This window comes from Jeotgalibacillus sp. S-D1 (assembly GCF_004358665.1).
GTDB lineage: Bacteria > Bacillota > Bacilli > Bacillales > Jeotgalibacillaceae > Jeotgalibacillus.
This window is the reverse complement of record NZ_SMZR01000001.1, coordinates 982,156-1,002,069: the sequence shown is the minus strand read 5'-3', so window position 1 is coordinate 1,002,069 and position 19,914 is coordinate 982,156. Positions and strand designations below refer to the sequence as shown.

Annotated in this window: 18 protein-coding genes; 17 read left to right on the top strand and 1 reads right to left on the bottom strand. The window is 42.7% G+C overall.

Annotation, left to right across the window (positions count from 1 at the left end; all coding sequences use genetic code 11):
- Window positions 1-51 precede the first annotated feature (51 nt).
- Genes E2R51_RS05100 through pyrE form a run of 8 tightly spaced genes read left to right on the top strand, consistent with a single transcriptional unit; the run spans window position 52 to window position 9,487 of the window.
- Complete coding sequence (locus E2R51_RS05100) at window positions 52-945, top strand: aspartate carbamoyltransferase catalytic subunit (RefSeq protein ID WP_133376334.1); 894 nt, start codon at window positions 52-54, stop codon at window positions 943-945.
- Window positions 929-2,203, top strand: a complete 1,275-nt coding sequence (locus E2R51_RS05095; protein WP_133375935.1) for a dihydroorotase — start codon at window positions 929-931, stop codon at window positions 2,201-2,203. Before E2R51_RS05100 ends, E2R51_RS05095 begins: the two co-directional genes overlap by 17 nt.
- The gene (locus E2R51_RS05090) at window positions 2,200-3,291 is read left to right on the top strand and encodes a carbamoyl phosphate synthase small subunit (protein WP_133375934.1); all 1,092 of its coding nucleotides are present in this window, start codon (window positions 2,200-2,202) and stop codon (window positions 3,289-3,291) included. The genes E2R51_RS05095 and E2R51_RS05090 overlap by 4 nt, the downstream gene beginning before the upstream one ends.
- Window positions 3,284-6,487 carry a carbamoyl-phosphate synthase large subunit gene (carB, locus tag E2R51_RS05085; RefSeq protein ID WP_133375933.1) on the top strand — a complete coding sequence of 1,068 codons (3,204 nt, stop codon included), beginning with the start codon at window positions 3,284-3,286 and terminating at the stop codon, window positions 6,485-6,487. The genes E2R51_RS05090 and carB overlap by 8 nt, the downstream gene beginning before the upstream one ends.
- Window positions 6,484-7,263 carry a dihydroorotate dehydrogenase electron transfer subunit gene (locus E2R51_RS05080; protein ID WP_133375932.1) on the top strand — a complete coding sequence of 260 codons (780 nt, stop codon included), beginning with the start codon at window positions 6,484-6,486 and terminating at the stop codon, window positions 7,261-7,263. Before carB ends, E2R51_RS05080 begins: the two co-directional genes overlap by 4 nt.
- Window positions 7,260-8,201 (top strand): dihydroorotate dehydrogenase, encoded by a 942-nt coding sequence (locus E2R51_RS05075; protein WP_133375931.1) that lies wholly within the window; start codon window positions 7,260-7,262, stop codon window positions 8,199-8,201. Before E2R51_RS05080 ends, E2R51_RS05075 begins: the two co-directional genes overlap by 4 nt.
- Window positions 8,173-8,898 (top strand): orotidine-5'-phosphate decarboxylase, encoded by a 726-nt coding sequence (gene pyrF, locus E2R51_RS05070; protein ID WP_133375930.1) that lies wholly within the window; start codon window positions 8,173-8,175, stop codon window positions 8,896-8,898. Before E2R51_RS05075 ends, pyrF begins: the two co-directional genes overlap by 29 nt.
- Complete coding sequence (gene pyrE, locus E2R51_RS05065; RefSeq protein WP_133375929.1) at window positions 8,879-9,487, top strand: orotate phosphoribosyltransferase; 609 nt, start codon at window positions 8,879-8,881, stop codon at window positions 9,485-9,487. The genes pyrF and pyrE overlap by 20 nt, the downstream gene beginning before the upstream one ends.
- A 48-nt stretch (window positions 9,488-9,535) precedes the next feature.
- On the opposite strand, the gene E2R51_RS05060 is transcribed toward pyrE, so the two are convergent.
- The gene (locus E2R51_RS05060; RefSeq protein WP_133375928.1) at window positions 9,536-11,245 is read right to left on the bottom strand and encodes an Rqc2 family fibronectin-binding protein; all 1,710 of its coding nucleotides are present in this window, start codon (window positions 11,243-11,245) and stop codon (window positions 9,536-9,538) included.
- Window positions 11,246-11,393: 148 nt separating this feature from the next.
- Here E2R51_RS05060 and E2R51_RS05055 point away from each other — a divergent pair, with 148 nt between their 5' ends.
- The 9 genes from E2R51_RS05055 (at window position 11,394) to rsmB (ending at window position 19,912) form a co-directional block, all read left to right on the top strand.
- Window positions 11,394-12,269, top strand: a complete 876-nt coding sequence (locus E2R51_RS05055; RefSeq protein WP_240732958.1) for a YicC/YloC family endoribonuclease — start codon at window positions 11,394-11,396, stop codon at window positions 12,267-12,269.
- A 31-nt stretch (window positions 12,270-12,300) separates the two neighbouring features.
- Window positions 12,301-12,564, top strand: coding sequence for an extracellular matrix/biofilm regulator RemA (remA, locus tag E2R51_RS05050; protein WP_133375927.1), 264 nt, complete (start codon window positions 12,301-12,303; stop codon window positions 12,562-12,564).
- A gap of 2 nt (window positions 12,565-12,566) precedes the next feature.
- Window positions 12,567-13,181 (top strand): guanylate kinase, encoded by a 615-nt coding sequence (gene gmk / locus E2R51_RS05045; protein WP_133375926.1) that lies wholly within the window; start codon window positions 12,567-12,569, stop codon window positions 13,179-13,181.
- Between the two features lies 1 nt (window position 13,182).
- A complete protein-coding gene (rpoZ, locus tag E2R51_RS05040) occupies window positions 13,183-13,410 on the top strand; it encodes a DNA-directed RNA polymerase subunit omega (RefSeq protein ID WP_133375925.1) in 228 nt (75 codons plus the stop codon).
- A 99-nt stretch (window positions 13,411-13,509) separates the two neighbouring features.
- Window positions 13,510-14,733 (top strand): bifunctional phosphopantothenoylcysteine decarboxylase/phosphopantothenate--cysteine ligase CoaBC, encoded by a 1,224-nt coding sequence (gene coaBC, locus E2R51_RS05035; protein ID WP_240732957.1) that lies wholly within the window; start codon window positions 13,510-13,512, stop codon window positions 14,731-14,733.
- Window positions 14,730-17,135 (top strand): primosomal protein N', encoded by a 2,406-nt coding sequence (gene priA / locus E2R51_RS05030; RefSeq protein WP_133375923.1) that lies wholly within the window; start codon window positions 14,730-14,732, stop codon window positions 17,133-17,135. The genes coaBC and priA overlap by 4 nt, the downstream gene beginning before the upstream one ends.
- 20 nt (window positions 17,136-17,155) lie before the next feature.
- Entirely contained in the window at window positions 17,156-17,641 is a 486-nt protein-coding gene (gene def, locus E2R51_RS05025) for a peptide deformylase (protein ID WP_133375922.1), read from the top strand.
- Complete coding sequence (gene fmt / locus E2R51_RS05020) at window positions 17,638-18,591, top strand: methionyl-tRNA formyltransferase (RefSeq protein ID WP_133375921.1); 954 nt, start codon at window positions 17,638-17,640, stop codon at window positions 18,589-18,591. The genes def and fmt overlap by 4 nt, the downstream gene beginning before the upstream one ends.
- Complete coding sequence (gene rsmB / locus E2R51_RS05015; RefSeq protein WP_133375920.1) at window positions 18,584-19,912, top strand: 16S rRNA (cytosine(967)-C(5))-methyltransferase RsmB; 1,329 nt, start codon at window positions 18,584-18,586, stop codon at window positions 19,910-19,912. The genes fmt and rsmB overlap by 8 nt, the downstream gene beginning before the upstream one ends.
- The last annotated feature ends 2 nt before the right edge of the window (window positions 19,913-19,914 follow it).

Sequence of the window (19,914 nt, the reverse complement as noted above, 5' to 3'; positions counted from 1 at the left end):
TCAAAAGGTGTTTTTTATATCGAAGGAGGTAAAAATGTGCATATCTTAACGATGGATGATTTAACAAATGAGCAAATGATGTATCTTATCGAGACGGCTGAAGCATTTAGAAGGGGCCAAAAACAATTGACGCGCCCTTATTATGCTGCCAATTTGTTTTTTGAAGACAGCACCCGCACAAAAAGCAGCTTTGAGATGGCCGAAAGAAAGCTTGGCATGAATGTAATTTCATTTGATGCACAAACCGCTTCGATTCAAAAAGGCGAAACGCTTTATGACACCGTTAAAACACTTGAGGCGGTAGGACTTGATGTCGTGGTGATTCGTCACGGCGAAGACCGTTTTTTTGATCAGCTTGAAGGCCGGGTTAAGCTTTCCATCATTAATGGCGGAGACGGGATGGGGCATCATCCATCCCAGTGCTTACTTGATTTGCAAACCATCTATCAGGAGTTTAAATCATTTAAAGGGCTGAATGTCACCATTGTAGGCGATATTCATCACAGCCGTGTCGCAAGATCGAACGCCATTGCGTTAAAAAGACTGGGAGCGTTTGTGCAATTTTCTGGTCCTAAAGAATGGATGGACGATGATTTGCTGGCAATAGGGAGATACATAGATTTTGATCAGGCAGTGGAAACAAGTGATGTATTAATGATGCTGCGCGTTCAGCATGAGAGGCATGCATTTGGGATGACGTTCTCTAAGAATGAATATCACCGGTTGTACGGTCTGAATGCAGAAAGAGAAAAGAGAATGAAGCAGTCAAGTATCATAATGCATCCTGCTCCTGTAAACAGGGGAGTTGAGATTGCAGATGAATTGGTGGAATGCAGCCGGTCAAGAATTTTTAAGCAAATGGCAAATGGCGTATATACCCGAATGGCAATGCTGCAGTTTGTTTTACAACAAAGGGAGGCTTTAAAACATGAATTTGTTAATTAAAAACGCAACGATCGATGCAGAAAAAAATGAGCTTGGTTATGTAGGGATTAAAGATGGAAAAATAGCTGAAATTGGTGAACATCCAACCGGTGACTATGAGCAGGTTATTGATGGAAAAGGATTTTTCCTGGCACCGGGATTTGTGGATGTGCATGTTCATCTCAGAGAACCGGGTGGAGAACATAAAGAAACTATTCAGACAGGTTCTGCTGCTGCTGCGCGGGGAGGATTTACAACAATATGTGCAATGCCAAATACCCGTCCTGTTCCGGACACGGTTGAAACCGTCAAGGATTTGTTCAGCCGCATCGAACAAACATCAAGTGTAAATGTACTTCCTTATGCGTCAATTACAGAACGCCAGCTTGGCAAAAATTTAGTGGATATGGAATCACTCCATGAACTGGGAATATTTGCTTTTACGGATGATGGAGTGGGTGTTCAAAGCGCTGATATGATGTACCAGGCAATGAAAAGAGCTGCTGGTGTAGGAAAGGCGATTGTTGCCCACTGTGAGGATAACACGCTCATTCATGGAGGGTGCATGCATGATGGAGAAAAATCAAAAGAACTGGGGCTGCCGGGTATTCCCTCGATTTGTGAATCAGTCCAAATTGCACGGGATGTGCTGTTGGCTGAAGCGGCAGGCTGCCATTACCATGTCTGCCATGTGTCAACAAAAGAATCTGTCCGTGTAATCAGAGACGCAAAAAAAGCAGGTATCCGGGTGACAGCTGAAGTAACACCGCATCACCTGCTGCTGAATGAGCAGGACATCACTGAGCCCGATTCAATGTATAAAATGAATCCTCCTCTCAGGTCATTGGAAGATCATAAAGCACTATTGGACGGACTGGAAGACGGGACCATTGATTTTATCGCAACCGATCATGCCCCCCACTCACTGGAGGAAAAATCTGAAGGAATGAAACTTGCCCCATTTGGTATTGTTGGGCTTGAAACAGCTTTTCCTTTGCTTTATACGCGGTTTGTAAAAACAGAACGATGGACGCTGACGCAGCTGATTGACTGGCTGACGATTAAACCAGCTGAGACCTTTGGATTAAATGCAGGCACAATCCAGGTTGGGCAGCCAGCTGATCTGGTCCTGCTTGATCTTTCTAAGGAAAAAAGAATTGATGCAAATGAATTTCTGTCCAAAGGAAAAAACACACCGTTTAACGGTTTGAAAACGATGGGCTGGCCTGTTATGACGATTGTAAATGGAAAAGTTGCATGGAAGGAGCAATCAGAATGAAGAGACAATTGATTTTAGAAGACGGCACCGTGTTTGTAGGAGAAGGATTTGGCAGTGAAGGGGATACAGTTGGGGAAGTCGTTTTTAATACCGGTATGACCGGTTACCAGGAAATTTTATCTGACCCTTCCTATTGCGGTCAAATGGTTGCATTAACTTACCCGCTCATCGGAAATTACGGCATTAATCGAGATGATTTTGAATCAATCCAGCCATCAATAAAAGCACTTATTGTACGTGAAGCTACTGATCTGCCTTCCAACTTCAGAAGCGAGCTCACGATAGATGAGCTGCTAAAAGAAAAAAACATTCCAGGTCTAGCCGGAATCGATACGAGAAAGCTGACACGCCTGATTCGGCAGCATGGAACATTAAAAGGAAAGCTTACTGCGCTTGATGTGGATGTTCAAAATGTAGTTGATTCACTGCAGTCATGTACTTTGCCGACAAATCAGGTGCAGCAGGTATCTACACCAACTCCATATCCTAGCCCGGGGAGAGGGAAACGGGTAGTGCTCGTTGATTTTGGAATGAAACACGGTATTTTGAGGGAGCTGAATCGCCGTGATTGCGATGTAATCGTAGTTCCGTATAATACATCCGTTTCCTCCATTCTTTCTCTGCATCCCGATGGCGTCATGCTGTCAAATGGTCCCGGGGATCCGAAGGATGTAACCGAAGCGATTCAAATGGTGAATGAGCTTCTAGGAAAAGTCCCGGTGTTTGGAATTTGTCTTGGGCACCAGCTCCTTGCTCTGGCGTGTGGAGCGGATACGTTTAAATTAAAGTTCGGTCACCGTGGATCAAATCACCCTGTAAAAGAACTAAGTTCAGGAAAAGTTGATATAACAGCTCAAAATCATGGATATACAGTAGATCCAGCATCGCTGTTGGCAACTTCTTTGGAAATCACTCATGTTGCACTCAACGATGGAACTGTGGAGGGGCTCAGACATAAAACAGTGCCGGCGTTTTCAGTTCAGTATCATCCGGAAGCTTCACCCGGTCCGGAGGATGCCAACGGTTTATTCGACCAATTTATGACAATGATGGAACAGTTCTTGAAGGAGGAAGCAGCACATGCCTAAACGTACAGATATACAAACTATTTTAGTTATCGGATCAGGACCGATCGTTATCGGCCAGGCAGCGGAGTTTGATTACGCTGGCACCCAGGCTTGCCTGGCTTTGAGGGAAGAAGGCTATAAAGTCATTCTCGTTAACTCCAACCCTGCTACCATCATGACGGACACTGAAATCGCAGATAAAGTGTACATGGAACCATTAACGGTAGAATTCATAAGTCAGATCATTCGCAAAGAGCGCCCGGACGCTTTACTTCCTACTTTAGGCGGGCAAACGGCTCTTAACCTGGCTGTTGAACTTTCAGAATCCGGCGTTTTGGATGAATGTGACGTAGAAATATTAGGAACTAAGCTTTCCGCAATTCAGCAGGCTGAAGACCGTGACTTATTTCGAACATTGATGAATGAATTAGGAGAGCCTGTACCCGACAGTGATATTATTCATAATCTTGATGAAGCGAAAGCTTTCGTTGAGAGAATTGGCTATCCCGTGATCGTTCGTCCTGCGTTTACGCTCGGTGGTACGGGAGGAGGAATTTGTCATAATGATAAAGAGCTGAAAGAAATCGTTTCTTCTGGTCTGAAATACAGTCCAGTGACACAATGCCTCCTTGAAAAAAGCATTGCGGGATTTAAAGAAATTGAATATGAAGTAATGCGGGATGCCAGTGACCATGCCATTGTAGTATGTAATATGGAAAACATTGATCCGGTTGGAATTCATACTGGTGATTCAATCGTTGTAGCTCCGTCTCAAACATTGAGTGACCGCGAATATCAAATGCTGAGAAACTGCTCGCTAAAAATCATCAGAGAATTGGGGATTGAAGGCGGCTGTAATGTTCAGCTGGCACTGGACCCCCACAGCTATCAGTATTACATTATCGAAGTTAATCCGCGGGTAAGCCGGTCATCGGCTCTTGCATCAAAAGCAACGGGCTATCCTATTGCAAAGCTTGCTGCAAAAATTGCAGTAGGTCTGACATTAGATGAAATGCTGAATCCTGTTACCGGAACATCTTATGCCTGCTTTGAGCCTGCGTTAGATTATGTAGTGACCAAAATTCCAAGATGGCCATTTGATAAATTTGAATCGGCTAAACGAAATCTGGGAACACAAATGAAAGCAACAGGAGAAATCATGGCGATCGGCCGGACGATTGAAGAATCATTGCTTAAGGCAGTACGATCTCTAGAAAATGATGTATATCATCTGGAGCTTGATCAAGCAGATTCTTTCACGGCGGAATGGATCGAAAGAAGAATAAGAAAAGCCGGCGACGAAAGACTTTTCTATGTAGGAGAAGCATTGAGAAGAGGAGTGCCAGTCGAAGACATTCATGAGTGGAGCAAAATCGACTATTTTTTTCTTGATAAAATGGAAAAAATCGTTGCATTCGAAAAAGATATTGCCCAAACGAGAGATTATGAAACTTTAAAACAGGCGAAGCGGATGGGATTCTCTGATATTACGATTGCCCGGTTATGGAATTGTGATGAAAAAGAAGTATATGATACAAGAAAAAAAGAATCCATCCTGCCTGTATATAAAATGGTAGATACCTGTGCGGCTGAATTTGAATCGTCAACCCCTTACTTTTACGGCACCTACGAAGAAGAAAACGAGTCCGTCGTCAGTGAACGAAAAAAGGTGATTGTACTCGGTTCAGGTCCGATCCGTATTGGCCAGGGCGTTGAATTTGACTATGCAACTGTCCATTCAGTGTGGGCAATCAAAGAAGCCGGTTATGAAGCGATTATCATTAACAATAATCCGGAGACAGTTTCAACAGATTTTTCGATTTCAGATAAGCTGTACTTTGAACCGCTGACAATTGAAGATGTGATGCATATTGTGGACCTTGAGCAGCCGGAAGGAGTTATTGTCCAGTTTGGCGGACAAACTGCGATTAACCTGGCGGACAAACTGGTTGAACGGGGCGTAAAGATACTTGGTACAAGCCTTGAGGATTTAGACCGGGCAGAAAACAGGGACAAATTCGAACACACACTAAATGAATTGGATATTCCTCAGCCGGAAGGAAAAACAGCCGTTTCAGCCAGGGAAGCGCTGATTATTGCTGAATCCATTGGGTATCCTGTGCTTGTTCGTCCTTCCTACGTTCTTGGCGGAAGAGCGATGGAAATTGTTTACCGTAAAGAAGAATTAGAGCAATACATGACCAACGCAGTAAAAGCAAGTCCGGAACACCCGGTATTAATAGATCGTTATTTAACGGGAAAAGAGATTGAAGTCGATGCCATCTCAGATGGGGAAAACGTCTTAATACCGGGGATAATGGAGCATATAGAGCGGGCTGGAGTTCATTCTGGAGACTCGATTGCAGTTTATCCTCCTCAGTCCCTTACCGATGATCAAATTAATCAGCTTGCCTTGTATACAGAAAAGCTTGCCAGAGGATTGAACATTAAAGGATTAATAAATATTCAGTACGTTATTTCGAAAGATCAAATTTACGTTCTTGAAGTTAATCCAAGATCCAGCAGAACGGTTCCTTTCTTAAGCAAGATCACCGGTGTGCCAATGGCTAATCTGGCAACAAAAGCAATATTGGGCCACTCTATTCCTTCCTTTGGTTTTGGCACGGGGCTGGTTAAGCCGGGTAAAGGGGTATTTGTAAAAGTACCTGTGTTTTCCTTTGCTAAATTACGCCGGGTTGATATTACATTAGGACCTGAAATGAAATCAACAGGGGAAGTCATGGGAAAAGATGCTACCCTTGAAAAGGCGCTGTATAAGGGATTAGTAGCAGCTGGAATGAGTATGAAAAAACATGGATCAGTTCTTTTAACTGTAGCCGATAAAGACAAGCCGGAAGCAGCCGTTTTGGCAAAACGTTTTCATGCATTAGGATATAAAATTCTTGCCACTGAAGGAACGTCAGGAATACTGAGTGAAATTGGCATACCGTATGAAGTAGTAAACAAAATTGGCCAAGGTGAAAAAACACTTCTTGATTTTATACAGGGAGGAGAAATTCAGCTCGTGATCAATACGCTGACTAAAGGAAAACAGCCTGCAAGAGACGGATTTAGAATAAGAAGAGAATCCGTTGAAAACAGCATTCCATGTTTGACTTCACTTGATACAGCAGAGGCAATGGTACGGGTATTTGAATCAATGAACTTTGCCATGGATCCTATGACTTTACCAAATAAGGAGAAGGTCTCTATATGATAAAACAGCAAAATATGATGATCGTTTCCCATCAATCAATTGCAGAAGATGTTTATGAGCTGACTCTGCAGGGGTCTCTTGTCAGACATATGAGCTCTCCAGGACAATTTGTGCATGTAAAGGTAACTGCAGGAAGTGATCCTTTGCTTAGGAGACCAATCAGTATTTGTTCAATCGATCCGCTGCTTGAGCAATTCACAATGCTTTACCGGGTTTCAGGCGGCGGAACAAAAGTGCTGTCAAATCTCGTTAAGGGCTCAGAAATAAATGTAATGGGTCCACTCGGCAGCGGTTTTCCGGTTGATGAATTGCGTGAGGGTGAAAAAGCGCTGCTCATTGGCGGGGGAATCGGAGTGCCTCCTCTTTTTGAATTATCCAAACGCTTAAAAACAAAAGGTGTAAAAGTCACACATGTTTTGGGATTTCAGCAGCAAAGTGCAGTATTTTACAAGCATGAGTTCGAACAGTTGGGAGAGACCTATATTGCTACTGCAGATGGGTCAGAAGGGACAAAAGGGTTTGTAACAGATGTGATAAAAGATCATTCGTTTGAACCAGATGCTTACTTTACATGCGGACCTACTCCCATGCTAAAGGCAGTAGAAAATATGTTGGACCACACGCCTGGATTTATATCAATGGAGCAGCGGATGGGGTGCGGCATTGGTGCATGTCTGGCATGTGTTTGCCATGTTCAGGGGGATGACACAGGTCTTTTGTATAAAAAAGTCTGCAGCGATGGACCGGTATTTCGAAGTGGGGAGGTGGTATTGTGAGTCGTTTAGCGATTGAGCTTCCGGGGCTTTCTCTTAAAAATCCAATTATGCCGGCATCGGGCTGCTTTGGCTTCGGCAAGGAGTACAGTCAATTTTATGATTTGAGCGAGCTCGGAGCCATCATGATTAAAGCTACAACAAGAGAAACGAGGTTCGGCAACGCAACACCGCGTGTTGCTGAAACAGCTTCGGGGATGTTAAATGCCATTGGATTGCAAAATCCGGGCCTGTCTCATGTGATGGAACATGAATTAAAATGGCTGGAACAATACGATGTACCGATTATTGCGAATGTAGCTGGGTCCACCGTTGAAGACTATGTGGAAGTAGCTGAAAGAATATCGGGTGCTCCAAATGTCCATGCACTTGAGCTGAATATCTCATGTCCCAATGTAAAAGATGGAGGAATTGCCTTCGGGACTGATCCTGCTGTTGCAAAAGAATTAACTGAAAGAGTTAAATCAGTTTCAAAGGTTCCTGTCTATGTTAAGCTTTCACCCAATGTCAGTGATATAAGCAAAATGGCATTAGCGGTGGAAGACGGAGGCGCCGACGGATTGACGATGATTAACACTTTAGTAGGGATGAGACTTGACAGCAGGACAGGGAAACCTGTTATTGCGAATAAAACAGGGGGGCTTTCTGGACCTGCTATTAAACCGGTAGCGCTGCGAATGGTGTTTGAAGTCAGCCAGAAAACTTCGCTGCCAATCATTGCTATGGGCGGAGTTCAAAACGAATATGACGTGATTGATTTCATTTCTGCAGGAGCGAGCGCGGTGGCAGTCGGGACGGCAAACTTTGTTGATCCGCTTGTTTGTCCGACCATCATTCAAAACCTTCAGGCTTTACTAAAGGAGTGGCAAATCGATCATATCCATGAACTTAAGGGAAGGAGCTGGATGTCAGTTGGAGAAACAGCCAATTATCGCACTTGATTTTGCATCAATACATGAGGTGGAACAATTTTTGCACCAGTTTGACGAACCTCTGTATGTAAAAGTCGGCATGGAGTTGTATTTACAAAACGGTCCGGCTGTCATTGAAGCCATCCAAAAAAAGAATCACAAAATATTTCTGGACTTAAAACTTCATGATATTCCCACAACGGTCAAAAAAGCGATGAAAGGGCTCGCTTCTCTTGGCATTGATATGGTTAATGTTCACGCAGCAGGCGGCAAAAGAATGATGGAAGAGGCAATGGAGGGTCTTATATCAGGAACTTCTTCAGCAGATCGGGCCAAGCTGATCGCGGTTACCCAGCTGACATCTACATCTTTAGCAATGCTCCATGATGAACAAAAAATTCCTTTATCAATGGATGAAGCTGTTCTGCACTATGCCGGTCTGGCCTACGATTCCGGCCTGGATGGGGTGGTATGCTCTTCTTTGGAATCACAGCGTATTCACGACGAAATTTCCGGGGAATTTTTGCGGGTTACACCAGGCATCCGGCTTGAGGGAGGCAACGCCCACGATCAAGCAAGAATTTCGACGCCGAAACAGGCATTTCTCAATGGTGCCAGCGCGATTGTCGTAGGACGGGCTATTACCTCGAGTGAAAACCCGGTGAAAACGTATGTAAGAATAAAAAACGAATGGGAGAGTGCGTGGCATGAAAAAGCAAATCGCTAAAAGCCTTCTTGAAATTAAAGCGGTTCATTTACGGCCGGAGGAACCATTTATCTGGTCGTCTGGGATAGAGTCGCCAATTTATTGCGATAACCGGCTAACGATGTCTTATCCTCAGGTGAGAAAAAGTGTAGCAAATGGTTTGGCTGCCCTGGTAGAAGAATATTTTCCCGAAGCGGAGTTAATTGCCGGAACAGCGACAGCAGGTATTCCTCATGCAGCGTGGGTCAGCGACTTACTGGACCTGCCAATGTGCTATGTCAGGTCTTCTGCAAAAAAGCATGGCAAAGGGAATCAAATTGAAGGGCTGGCAAAAGCGGGGCAGAAGGTAGTAGTAATTGAAGATTTAATCTCCACCGGAGGCAGCAGCTTGGAAGCGGCTAAGGCATTAAACGCAGCCGGCTGTGATGTAGTCGGCATTGCCTCTATTTTTACATACGGTCTACCGAAAGCGGAAAAAGCGCTGCAGGAAGCCGGGATTACTAATTATTCATTAACCGATTACGATACATTAATTTCACAGGCTGCAGAGCTGGGTTATGTAAAAGAAGAAGATTTGAACAGTTTAAGAGAGTGGCAGAAAAGTATATAAAAAAAGGATTTCCCAATCGTCAGTGTGTTGGGAAATCCTCTTTATTTATTATTTTTTAAGTTTTAAAATTAAATCTTCTGTTGGTGTAACAAATACTGTTTCCTGATGATCATAAATGACATATCCCGGTTTTGCACCGCTTGGTTTTTTTACATGCCGTATCCTGGTGTAATCAACCGGCACAGAGCTTGAAGCCCGCGCTTTGCTGTAATAAGCAGCGATGGACGCGGCTTCCAGTATCGTTTCATTTGAAGGATCCTGTTCTTTAATCACCACATGGGAGCCGGGAATATCTTTTGTATGGAACCAAAGGTCATCGCGGGCTGCCAGCCGGTTTGTTAAAAAGTCATTTTGTTTATTGTTTTTGCCGACAAGAATCAGTGTCCCGGTTGAAGATTCATATTCTTCAAGCTTTGGCTTTGCAGCCTTCGGTTTTTTCTTCTTGGTTATTTTGGCTTTTATATATCCTTCCTCTGCAAGCTCTTCCCGGATTTCTTCTATATCAGAGGTGGATGCCGCTTCAAGCTGCTGTAAAAGCTGCTCAAAATAAACCACTTCTTCTTTCGCTTTATCAATCTCATGTTCCACTGCAATAATAGCGTTTTTGGCTTTTTGATACTTTGTAAAATAGCGCTGGGCATTTTCAGATGGAGATTTCCTTGGGTCAAGAGAAATGACTACTGTTTCGTTATTTTCATCATAATAATTTTGCACCTGAATTTCTTTCATGCCCTTTTTTACAGCGAAAAGATTGGCAGTCAGCAGCTCGCCATGCAATTGGAACTTATCTCCGTTATTTGCCTGTTCGAGTGTTTTATCCAGTTTTTTAATTTTAGATAAATTTTTGTCTCTTTCATTTCTGATAAAGCGTTCAAGATCATGCCCTTGTTGTTTTACCCGATCACGTTCTGCTTTGCCAAAAAAATATCGGTCCAGCATCAAACTTAATGTAGAAAAGTGTGTCATTTTTGCCCCTGGAAACTGTTCCAGCGGCATCAGATAATAATAATCCTTCCCCTCATGCTGAATGAAAGAAGGCTGATACATATGCTGTCTTAAGTTTTCGATTAACTGAAAGAATGAGGTGGATACTGCTTCTTTTGTCAATAATCCGGCTCTTGCAGCAACATCTTTGGCAAATAAGGGAGACAGTCCGCTGAACCGGTCTACCAGCTGCTTGTCGGTTCTGCCGCTGTTCCAGTCTATTTGCTGCAGAAAAGTATCTTTATCCGTTGCAAAAGGGTTTAGTTTATCCTGCTTGGGCGGCCACTCAAAAGGAGCTCCCGGCATAATCGTTCTCGCACGGTTAACCGCAGGAGATAAATGCTTAATGCTGTCTAAAATCATTTTTCTCTCTTTATCAACAAGCGTAATATTTGAATGGCGACCCATAATTTCAACGATAAGCTGTTTGTATGATACATCGCCTATTTCGTTTCTGCCCCTCACTTCAAAAATAATAATCCGTTCCATCTCTTTTTGATAGATCGATTCAATAATTGCACCCTCTAAATGCTTGCGCAGAAGCATGCAGAACATTGGAGGTTCACTTGGGTTATCGTATTGTTCATTCGTTAACTGAATCCGGGAATAGGTTGGATGAGCAGAGATCAGCAGCTTATGGTTCTTGCCTTTTGCCCGAATAACAAAAAGAAGTTCATTTTTAAATGGCTGATGAATGCGGCTTATGCGGCCGCCATCTAAAGCCTGATGCAATTCGTTTGTCATGGCTCTTGTAAATAGTCCATCAAATGACATGGTGGTCCCTCATTTCAAAAATCGTTATATTCATTCTGTTTCATCTTATCATTTTTTTCGTATTGCGTGTGAAATGTGCTATAATGGAATGATGAATGACTAATTGTTTGATCAGTTTTATTTTAGGAAATGCAGGTGAAATAGATCTATGGTTATAAGTATGACTGGTTTTGGACGAGGTGTTACGGAGATTGGGAATGTAAGAATAACGGTTGAAGCCAAGTCTGTAAACCATCGCTTCTTCGAATGCTCTATTCGTATGCCGCGGCAGCATTTTCAATTAGAAGATCAGTTAAAGAAAATGATCAGCCAGTATATAAAAAGAGGGAAAGTAGATGTTTTTATAACCATTACAGGTGATGAAGGTGCCAAACAAAAATTATCAGTTGACTGGCCGCTTGTAGACTTATATTACAAATTTGCCAGTGAATTAAAGGATCGATTTGAATTAACCGAGGAAATATCACTCACGCATCTTTTGTCTAATCCCGCATTTGCGACTCTAGAAGAATCCCAGACGGGAGCAAGTGAATGGGAAGGGCACATACAGACTGCACTTAAACAGGCTGTTGAACATTTACATTCTATGCGTAAATATGAGGGGATTGAACTTGAAAAAGACCTCCACCTTCAATTAAAATCATTTAAGAAATGCCTACATAATGCAAAAGAAATCAGTCCAACTATTGTTGCGAAATACAAAGACCGCTTGGAAAAAAGAATAAAAGAATTTGCAGATGGTCACATTGATGAGAACAGGCTGCTTACCGAAGTGGCTGTTTTTGCAGAAAAAACCGATGTAACTGAAGAATTCACCAGACTGGAAAGTCATGTGGTTCAATTCGAACATGCTTCCCTGCAGATGGAACCAATTGGAAGACGGCTGGATTTTCTTACGCAGGAGATGAACCGGGAAGTTAATACGATCGGTTCAAAAGCCAACGACGCAAAGCTGACTTCTCATGTAGTCGATATGAAATCAATGCTGGAAAAAATCCGAGAACAAGTGCAAAATATAGAGTAAGGGTCTAGGCAATGCTAAAGGAGTGTCATGGATGGCAATAAAATTAATTAATATTGGTTTTGGAAACATCGTCTCTGCCAATCGGATTATTACCATTATTAGTCCTGAATCAGCACCTGTAAAAAGGCTGATTCAAGATGCAAGAGAGCGTGGCACGCTGATTGATGCCACATACGGCAGACGTACAAGGGCTGTAATGATTATGGACAGTGATCATGTAATATTAGTTGCTGTGCAGCCGGAAACGGTGGCATCGCGGTTTACTGATAAAGATGAAGGGCAGGAAGAAGGTTAATTATGAAAGAAAAAGGTTTGCTTATTGTATTATCTGGTCCCTCCGGTGTGGGAAAGGGGACGGTAAGGAAAGAATTATTTTCAGATCCCCGTACCACCTATGAATATTCAATATCTATGACGACAAGACTGCCTCGTGAAGGGGAAATCGATGGAATCGACTACTTCTTTAAATCAAGGGAAGACTTTGAGACGCTGATCTCTCAAGATAAGCTTCTTGAATATGCAGAATATGTTGGCAATTATTATGGCACTCCAGTTGATTATGTAAGAGAAACGATCAACGACGGAAGAGATGTTTTTTTAGAAATTGAAGTACAGGGTGCCAAACAGATCCGCGATAAATTTCCAGAAGGATTATTTATCTTTTTGGCACCGCCAAGTCTGTCAGAATTGCAAAATCGTCTTGTCCACAGAGGCACTGAAACGGACGATATCATTGCTGACCGTGTTGAAACAGCAAGAAAAGAGCTTGAAATGATGAATTTGTATGACTATGTTGTAGAGAATGACCATGTTACATTAGCTTGTGAAAGAATTCATGCTATTGTATTAGCAGAACATTTACGCCGTGACAGAGTGGAAGCTCGTTATAAAAAAATGCTGGAGGTTGAGTAATATGTTATATCCATCGTCTGATGCTTTAAGAAAGAACATTGATTCAAAATATTCACTAGTGAGTGTCGCGGCAAAACGCGCGCGCAATATGCAGGAAAAAGGGGAAAAAGGAACACTTAATTCCTACTATTCCATTAAATTCGTAGGGCAGGCTCTGGAAGAAATTGCAGCAGGCCACCTGTTAATGAAAACACCTGTAGAAGGAATTGAATACGAAGATGAAAAATAACAGCCTCCGGGTTGTTTTTTCTTTTGCATAAAAAGTGAAAATCAAACTATTTTCCTTCATAATAAAGGCATTGAATGATGAACAGGGGAGATGGGTTTTTTGGACAAGAAAAATATATTGTTATGTGTTACAGGGGGGATTGCGGTTTATAAAGCCGCAGCCCTGACCAGTAAACTAAGCCAGGCAAACTTTAATGTTAAGGTGATGATGACAGCAAGCGCAATGGAATTTGTAACACCCTTAACGTTTCAAGCTATGTCCAGAAATGATGTGTACTTTGACACTTTTGATGAAAAAGATTCTGCGAAAATAGCTCATATCGATCTGGCTGACTGGGCGGATTTAATTATTGTGGCACCAGCGACGGCCAATACCATAGGTAAACTGGCAAATGGAATTGCTGATGATATGGTGACTACAACCCTTCTGGCAGCAACCGCACCAGTCTGGATCGCACCTGCTATGAACGTGCATATGTATGATCATCCGGCCGTGAAGAAGAACATTGAGACACTTCACACATTTGGCCATCGTTTTATCGAGCCATCAGAAGGATTTCTGGCTTGTGGATATATTGGCAAAGGAAGGCTTGAAGAGCCGGAAAAAATCGTGAACCTTGTTCAGGATAAATTAACTAAACCTTCTAAACAGCCGCTGCAAAATAAAAAGGTATTAATTACAGCCGGTCCGACCCGGGAGCATGTGGACCCTATCCGTTTTTTTACTAATCATTCTTCAGGCAAAATGGGTTATGCAATTGCAGCAAAAGCATTGGAGCTTGGAGCAGAAGTTACATTGGTGTCAGGGCCGGTTACAATTCCAGCTCCTGCGGGAGTTAATGTCATTCAAATTGAAACAGCAGAGGAAATGAAAATCGCAGTCATGCAACACTATCGTGAAATGGATATTATCATAAAAAGCGCTGCTGTAGCAGACTATCGGCCTGCTGTACACCACTCCGAGAAAATCAAGAAAAAAGACGGGGCAATGGTCATGGAGTTTGAACGCACGGCTGATATCCTAAAAACGCTGGGTCAAGAAAAGGAGCATCAAATTCTTGTTGGTTTTGCTGCTGAAACGCAGGATGTTGAATACTATGCGATGAAAAAGCTGCAGGATAAAAATGCGGATATTATCGTAGCAAACAATGTTAAACAAGAGGGAGCGGGTTTTAGCGGTGATACAAACATTGTTACGATCTATCACCGTGACGGATCGAAAAAGGAACTTCCGCTTCTCTCAAAAGAAAAAGTCGCTGAAGCCCTTTTGTTGGAAGTTGATAAGCTTATAAAGCAAAAGGTTCAGGGACAGGATTTGTTATGATAGCCTGCGTTATTGTTGATGTTCCAGCCAAGCAAACCGACAGACCTTTTGATTATGAAGTGCCGGTTTCATTACAGGGGATTATTCAAGAGGGTATGAGGGTTGTGGTCCCATTCGGCCCCAGAAAAATTCAGGGTTTTGTTGTGGGATTTAAAAATGACTCCACTTTTAAAAATTTAAAAAAGGTTGAGGAAGTACTTGATATAGTCCCAGTATTAAATGATGAACTGCTATCACTTTCCAAGTGGCTGTCCGATGAAACGCTTTGCTTCCGGATCTCCGCCCTTCAGGTGATGCTTCCTGCAGCGATGAAAGCAAAATACGATAAAGAATTTCAAACAATAGTTGACAGGACATCCCTGCCACCGGTTGTTTCGGAGGTTTTAAGTAAAGATGGCAGTTTAACCTGGAAGACTGCTGTAGAAAAAGGAATGCTGAAAAATTTACAGGAGCTCGTAACTGCAGGGAAAATGGAGCTTCGTTATGTGGTGAAAGGAAAAACCGGCAAAAAAAAAGAACGCATGGTTTCATTAGCCATCACAAAAAAAGAAGCCGAGGATTTGATTGTCCATTTGCCTAAGCAGGCAGAAAAGCAGAAAAACATTCTCAGACTCCTGACAGATACGAATGAATCATCCATGAGCGTTCAGGGTGTAAAAAAAGCTGCAGATGCTTCTTCCGCTACAATTAAAGCCATGATTGACAGAGGGTATTTAGAGGAATCGTTTCAGGAAGTATACCGTGACCCTTTTGAGCACAGAGTATTTAAAAAAACCACTTCTCACAAGTTGACAAAAGAGCAAAGAGAGGCTATCTCACCTATCTTAGAAAAAGTGAATGATTACAGCCATGATACATTTTTGCTTCATGGCGTTACGGGAAGTGGAAAAACAGAGATCTATCTTCAGACAATCGAACGAATTCTTACTCAGAACCGGCAGGCAATCATGCTGGTACCGGAGATTTCTTTAACGCCGCAAATGGTGGAGAGGTTCAAAGGAAGATTTGGAGATCAGGTGGCTGTCATGCACAGCGGATTGTCGGTTGGAGAGAAATATGATGAATGGCGCAAAATCCATCGGAAAGAAGTCAATGTGGTAGTAGGCGCGCGTTCAGCTGTATATGCCCCGTTTGAGAAATTAGGCGTCATTATCATTGATGAGGAACACGAATCAAGCTATAAACAGGAAGATACCCCGCGTTATCATGCGAGGGATGTAGCAATTGAACGGGCTAAAAGACATGGTTGTCCTGTTATTTTAGGAAGTGCAACACCTTCTTTGGAATCTTTTGCACGCGCTCAAAAAGGCAATTATAAACTTCTGACGCTATCGAAACGAATGAATGATCAACCGATGCCAAACGTTGCTGTTGTTGATATGAGAGAAGAGCTGCGTGAAGGAAACAGGTCGATGTTTTCAAGAGAACTGTTAGAGCAGCTTAAAACACGAATTGAAAGACAAGAACAGACCGTCCTGTTTCTAAACCGCAGGGGACATTCCTCCTTCATTATGTGCAGAGACTGCGGCTACGTGATGCAATGTCCTCACTGTGAAGTATCCATGACCTATCACAGGCAAAATGAAGGCATGAAATGTCATTACTGCGGCCATGAGGAGCGCGTACCTGTTACATGTCCTGAATGTCAAAGTGAACATATCCGCTACTTTGGAACGGGGACGCAAAAAGTACAAGAAGAATTAACGAAACTGCTGCCTGAAGCCAGAGTGATCAGAATGGATGTTGATACAACTTCCAGAAAAGGTTCGCATGAAAAGCTTCTAACAGAATTTGGAGAAGGCCATGCGGATATTTTGCTGGGAACACAAATGATCGCAAAAGGTTTAGACTTTCCCAATATTACATTGGTCGGTGTTTTAAGTGCTGATACTATGCTGCATCTCCCTGACTTCCGTTCAGCAGAAAAAACTTTTCAACTGCTGACACAGGTGAGCGGGCGGGCAGGAAGACATGAAAAAGAAGGAGAAGTCATTATTCAAACCTATACACCTGAACATTTTTCCATAGAATTGGCAAAAAATCAGCAATTTGAGCCATTTTATAATCAGGAAATGAGCATGAGAAAAATGGGCCAGTACCCTCCTTTTTATTTCATCGCACTTATTACCATCAGTCATGAAAATGTTCTTAAGGTCGTTTCTGTCAGTGAAGAAATCAGTGCTTTATTAAAACAAAAACTCTCTGACCAAGCAGTAATACTTGGCCCAGTAGCATCGCCGATTGCCCGGATACAGAATAGATATCGGTACCAATGTTTGATAAAATACAAAAAAGAAGATGGATTAAAACCTCTTCTAAAATCAATTTTAAATGATTACCAATCAGCAAAAAAAGATTCTATCTCAATTCAGATAGATGTACAGCCATATATTATGATGTAGCGCATCAAGGAGGAAATGATTTGTCCATTTTAACTATAGTAAAACACCCCGACAGCCGATTAGTAAAAGAGTGTGAAACAGTTACGGATTTTTCCGGCAGCCTGCATGCTCTTTTAGATAATATGTACGATACGATGGTAGAGAGCGACGGCGTCGGTATTGCTGCTCCCCAGGTGGGAGTATGTAAAAAAATTGCGATCGTTGATTTAGATGACGATGAAGGCACAATTGAAATGATCAATCCTACAGTAACATTTAAAGATGGAAAAGATACAGATGTTGAGGGCTGTCTAAGCTTTCCCGGTATATATGGTGAGGTGGAGCGTGTCAACGTTGTAACAGTAAAAGCGCAGGACCGCCATGGCGAATGGTTTGAACTTGAAGCAGAAGGATATTTGTCGCGTGCCATCCAACACGAAGTAGACCATTTATCCGGTGTCCTGTTTACATCAAAAATAACAAGATATGTTACAGAAGAAGAGCTTGAAGGGTATGGTGAAGAATGACAAAAGTAATTTTTATGGGGACGCCGGCTTTTTCGGTTCCAGTCCTGCAGCAGTTATTGGCAGACGGTTACGAGGTAATAGCGGTAGTCACTCAGCCCGATCGTCCAGTCGGAAGAAAAAGAATTCTGACACCGCCTCCAGTTAAAGCAGAAGCACTTAAGCATGAAATCCCTGTTCTTCAGCCAGAAAAGCTTAAGGGATCAGACGAGCTGGAAAAAATTAAATCATTACAGCCGGAGGTTATTGTTACTGCTGCATTTGGCCAGCTGCTGCCGAAAGATCTCCTTGATACCCCATCAAAGGGATGCATTAATGTCCATGCGTCGCTGCTTCCTCAACTACGGGGGGGAGCACCTATTCATCATGCGATTATGCAGGGGAAAAAGGAAACTGGAATCTCGATTATGTATATGGCAGAAAAACTGGATGCCGGTGATGTTATCAGCCAGGTAAAAGTCGAAATAACGGAATGTGACGATGTCGCTTCACTGCATGACAAACTGAGTGCAGCCGGGGCCAAACTGCTCTCTGAGACACTGCCGGAAATTGTCGCAGGTACAGCAGAGCGGACCCCTCAAAACCATTCAAATGCAACATTTGCCTGGAACATTAAGCGTGAAGAAGAACGTATTGACTGGTCAAGAACAGGGGCAGCTATTTACAACCATATTCGCGGCATGCACCCATGGCCAATTGCATACACCATTTTCAGAGGAAAAACCATGAAAATTCTAAAAGCTAAAAAAATGGATAAAATACACAATCAGCAGCCGGGTGTTATAATAGAAATAACTCTAGAAGGTCCGGTTGTGTCAACGGGAGATTCTACTGCAATCTTAATTACAGAGCTTCAGCCCTTCGGTAAAAAGAAAATGTCCGCTTCTGATTTCCTGCGCGGAGCTGGCGCAGATCTTGCGGTTGGGGAAAAGGTAGGGTCGCTCAATGAGTAATACATCTGCCAGAGAAGCAACATTGCATATCTTGGATCAAATTGACAAAAATCAGTCCTACAGTAACTTATTAGTGAACCACGCAATAAAAAAATTTAATATAAAAGGTCCCGATGTAGGACTGCTCACTGAATTAACTTATGGAACAATTCAGCGTAAGCTTACTCTCGATTTTTATTTAAAGCCTTTTATTAAAAAGAAAGTAGAAGGCTGGGTAAGAAATCTGCTTCGTCTGAGCCTGTACCAAATGAAATATCTGGACAGGGTTCCTGAACGCGCAGCTATTCATGAAGCCGTTGAAATAGCAAAAAAAAGGGGTCATAAAGGGATAGCCGGACTCGTTAATGGAATACTCAGATCCATTCAAAGACAGGGCGTTCCGTCGCTTGATGAAATTGCGGATCCAGTGGAACGGCTGTCAGTTGAAACAAGCCACCCTCTCTGGCTGGTCAAGCGATGGAGCGAACAATTTGGCATTGAAAAAACCAGAGCGATGTGTGAATCCAATTTGCTGGCGCCAGTTCAAACAGCGAGGGTCAATACTCTTCTAACCACCAGGGAAGAGGTAATGGAGGAACTAAAAGATGCGGGCATTGAAGCCGAATTAAGCACTCTGATTCCAGAAGGTATTCATATTAAGCGGGGGAACATTGCTCATACAGACTCGTACAAAAAAGGTTATTTATCAATTCAGGATGAAAGCTCAATGCTCGTAGCCTACGCACTTAATCCTCAGCCTGGAGAAAGCGTGCTGGATATGTGCGCGGCACCTGGAGGGAAAACAACACATATTGCCCAAAAAATGACTAATAAAGGAACGATCGTGGCACTCGATCTTCATCCTCATAAAATTAAATTAATTCAGGAAAATGCCGACAGGTTAAAAATAACGTCTATAGAAGGACATGCTTTAGACGGACGCAAAGCACATGAAAAGTTTGAGCTTCAATCATTTGACCGCGTGCTGGTTGATGCTCCGTGCAGCGGATTAGGGGTATTAAGAAGAAAGCCGGATATTAAATATGCCAAAAAAGAGCAGGATTTAGCTTCTCTTACATCTATTCAGCTGGCTCTGCTTGATTCAGCTGTTGATTTGCTGAAACCAGGCGGAACATTAGTGTATAGCACCTGTACAGTTGACTATGAAGAAAATAATCTGACGGTCAGCAGGCTGCTGGAAAAAAACACGGCATTAAAGCAGATTTCGATTGATTCGCTGCCAGAAGCAATCCAGCCGCTCGTCAAAGATAAACAGCTTCAGGTTTTTCCTCAGGATTTTGGAGGAGACGGCTTTTTCATTGCCTGCTTTAAAAAAGAATAATG

Excerpts from the sequence above, each read along its gene's own strand:
- E2R51_RS05100 (WP_133376334.1), top strand. The coding sequence starts at position 52 with ATGGATGATTTAACAAATGAGCAAATGATGTATCTTATCGAGACGGCT.
- E2R51_RS05095 (WP_133375935.1), top strand. The coding sequence starts at position 929 with ATGAATTTGTTAATTAAAAACGCAACGATCGATGCAGAAAAAAATGAG.
- E2R51_RS05090 (WP_133375934.1), top strand. The coding sequence starts at position 2,200 with ATGAAGAGACAATTGATTTTAGAAGACGGCACCGTGTTTGTAGGAGAA.
- carB (WP_133375933.1), top strand. The coding sequence starts at position 3,284 with ATGCCTAAACGTACAGATATACAAACTATTTTAGTTATCGGATCAGGA.
- E2R51_RS05080 (WP_133375932.1), top strand. The coding sequence starts at position 6,484 with ATGATAAAACAGCAAAATATGATGATCGTTTCCCATCAATCAATTGCA.
- pyrE (WP_133375929.1), top strand. The coding sequence starts at position 8,879 with ATGAAAAAGCAAATCGCTAAAAGCCTTCTTGAAATTAAAGCGGTTCAT.
- E2R51_RS05060 (WP_133375928.1), bottom strand. The coding sequence starts at position 11,245 with ATGTCATTTGATGGACTATTTACAAGAGCCATGACAAACGAATTGCAT.
- E2R51_RS05055 (WP_240732958.1), top strand. The coding sequence starts at position 11,394 with ATGGTTATAAGTATGACTGGTTTTGGACGAGGTGTTACGGAGATTGGG.
- remA (WP_133375927.1), top strand. The coding sequence starts at position 12,301 with ATGGCAATAAAATTAATTAATATTGGTTTTGGAAACATCGTCTCTGCC.
- gmk (WP_133375926.1), top strand. The coding sequence starts at position 12,567 with ATGAAAGAAAAAGGTTTGCTTATTGTATTATCTGGTCCCTCCGGTGTG.
- rpoZ (WP_133375925.1), top strand. The coding sequence starts at position 13,183 with ATGTTATATCCATCGTCTGATGCTTTAAGAAAGAACATTGATTCAAAA.
- priA (WP_133375923.1), top strand. The coding sequence starts at position 14,730 with ATGATAGCCTGCGTTATTGTTGATGTTCCAGCCAAGCAAACCGACAGA.
- fmt (WP_133375921.1), top strand. The coding sequence starts at position 17,638 with ATGACAAAAGTAATTTTTATGGGGACGCCGGCTTTTTCGGTTCCAGTC.
- rsmB (WP_133375920.1), top strand. The coding sequence starts at position 18,584 with ATGAGTAATACATCTGCCAGAGAAGCAACATTGCATATCTTGGATCAA.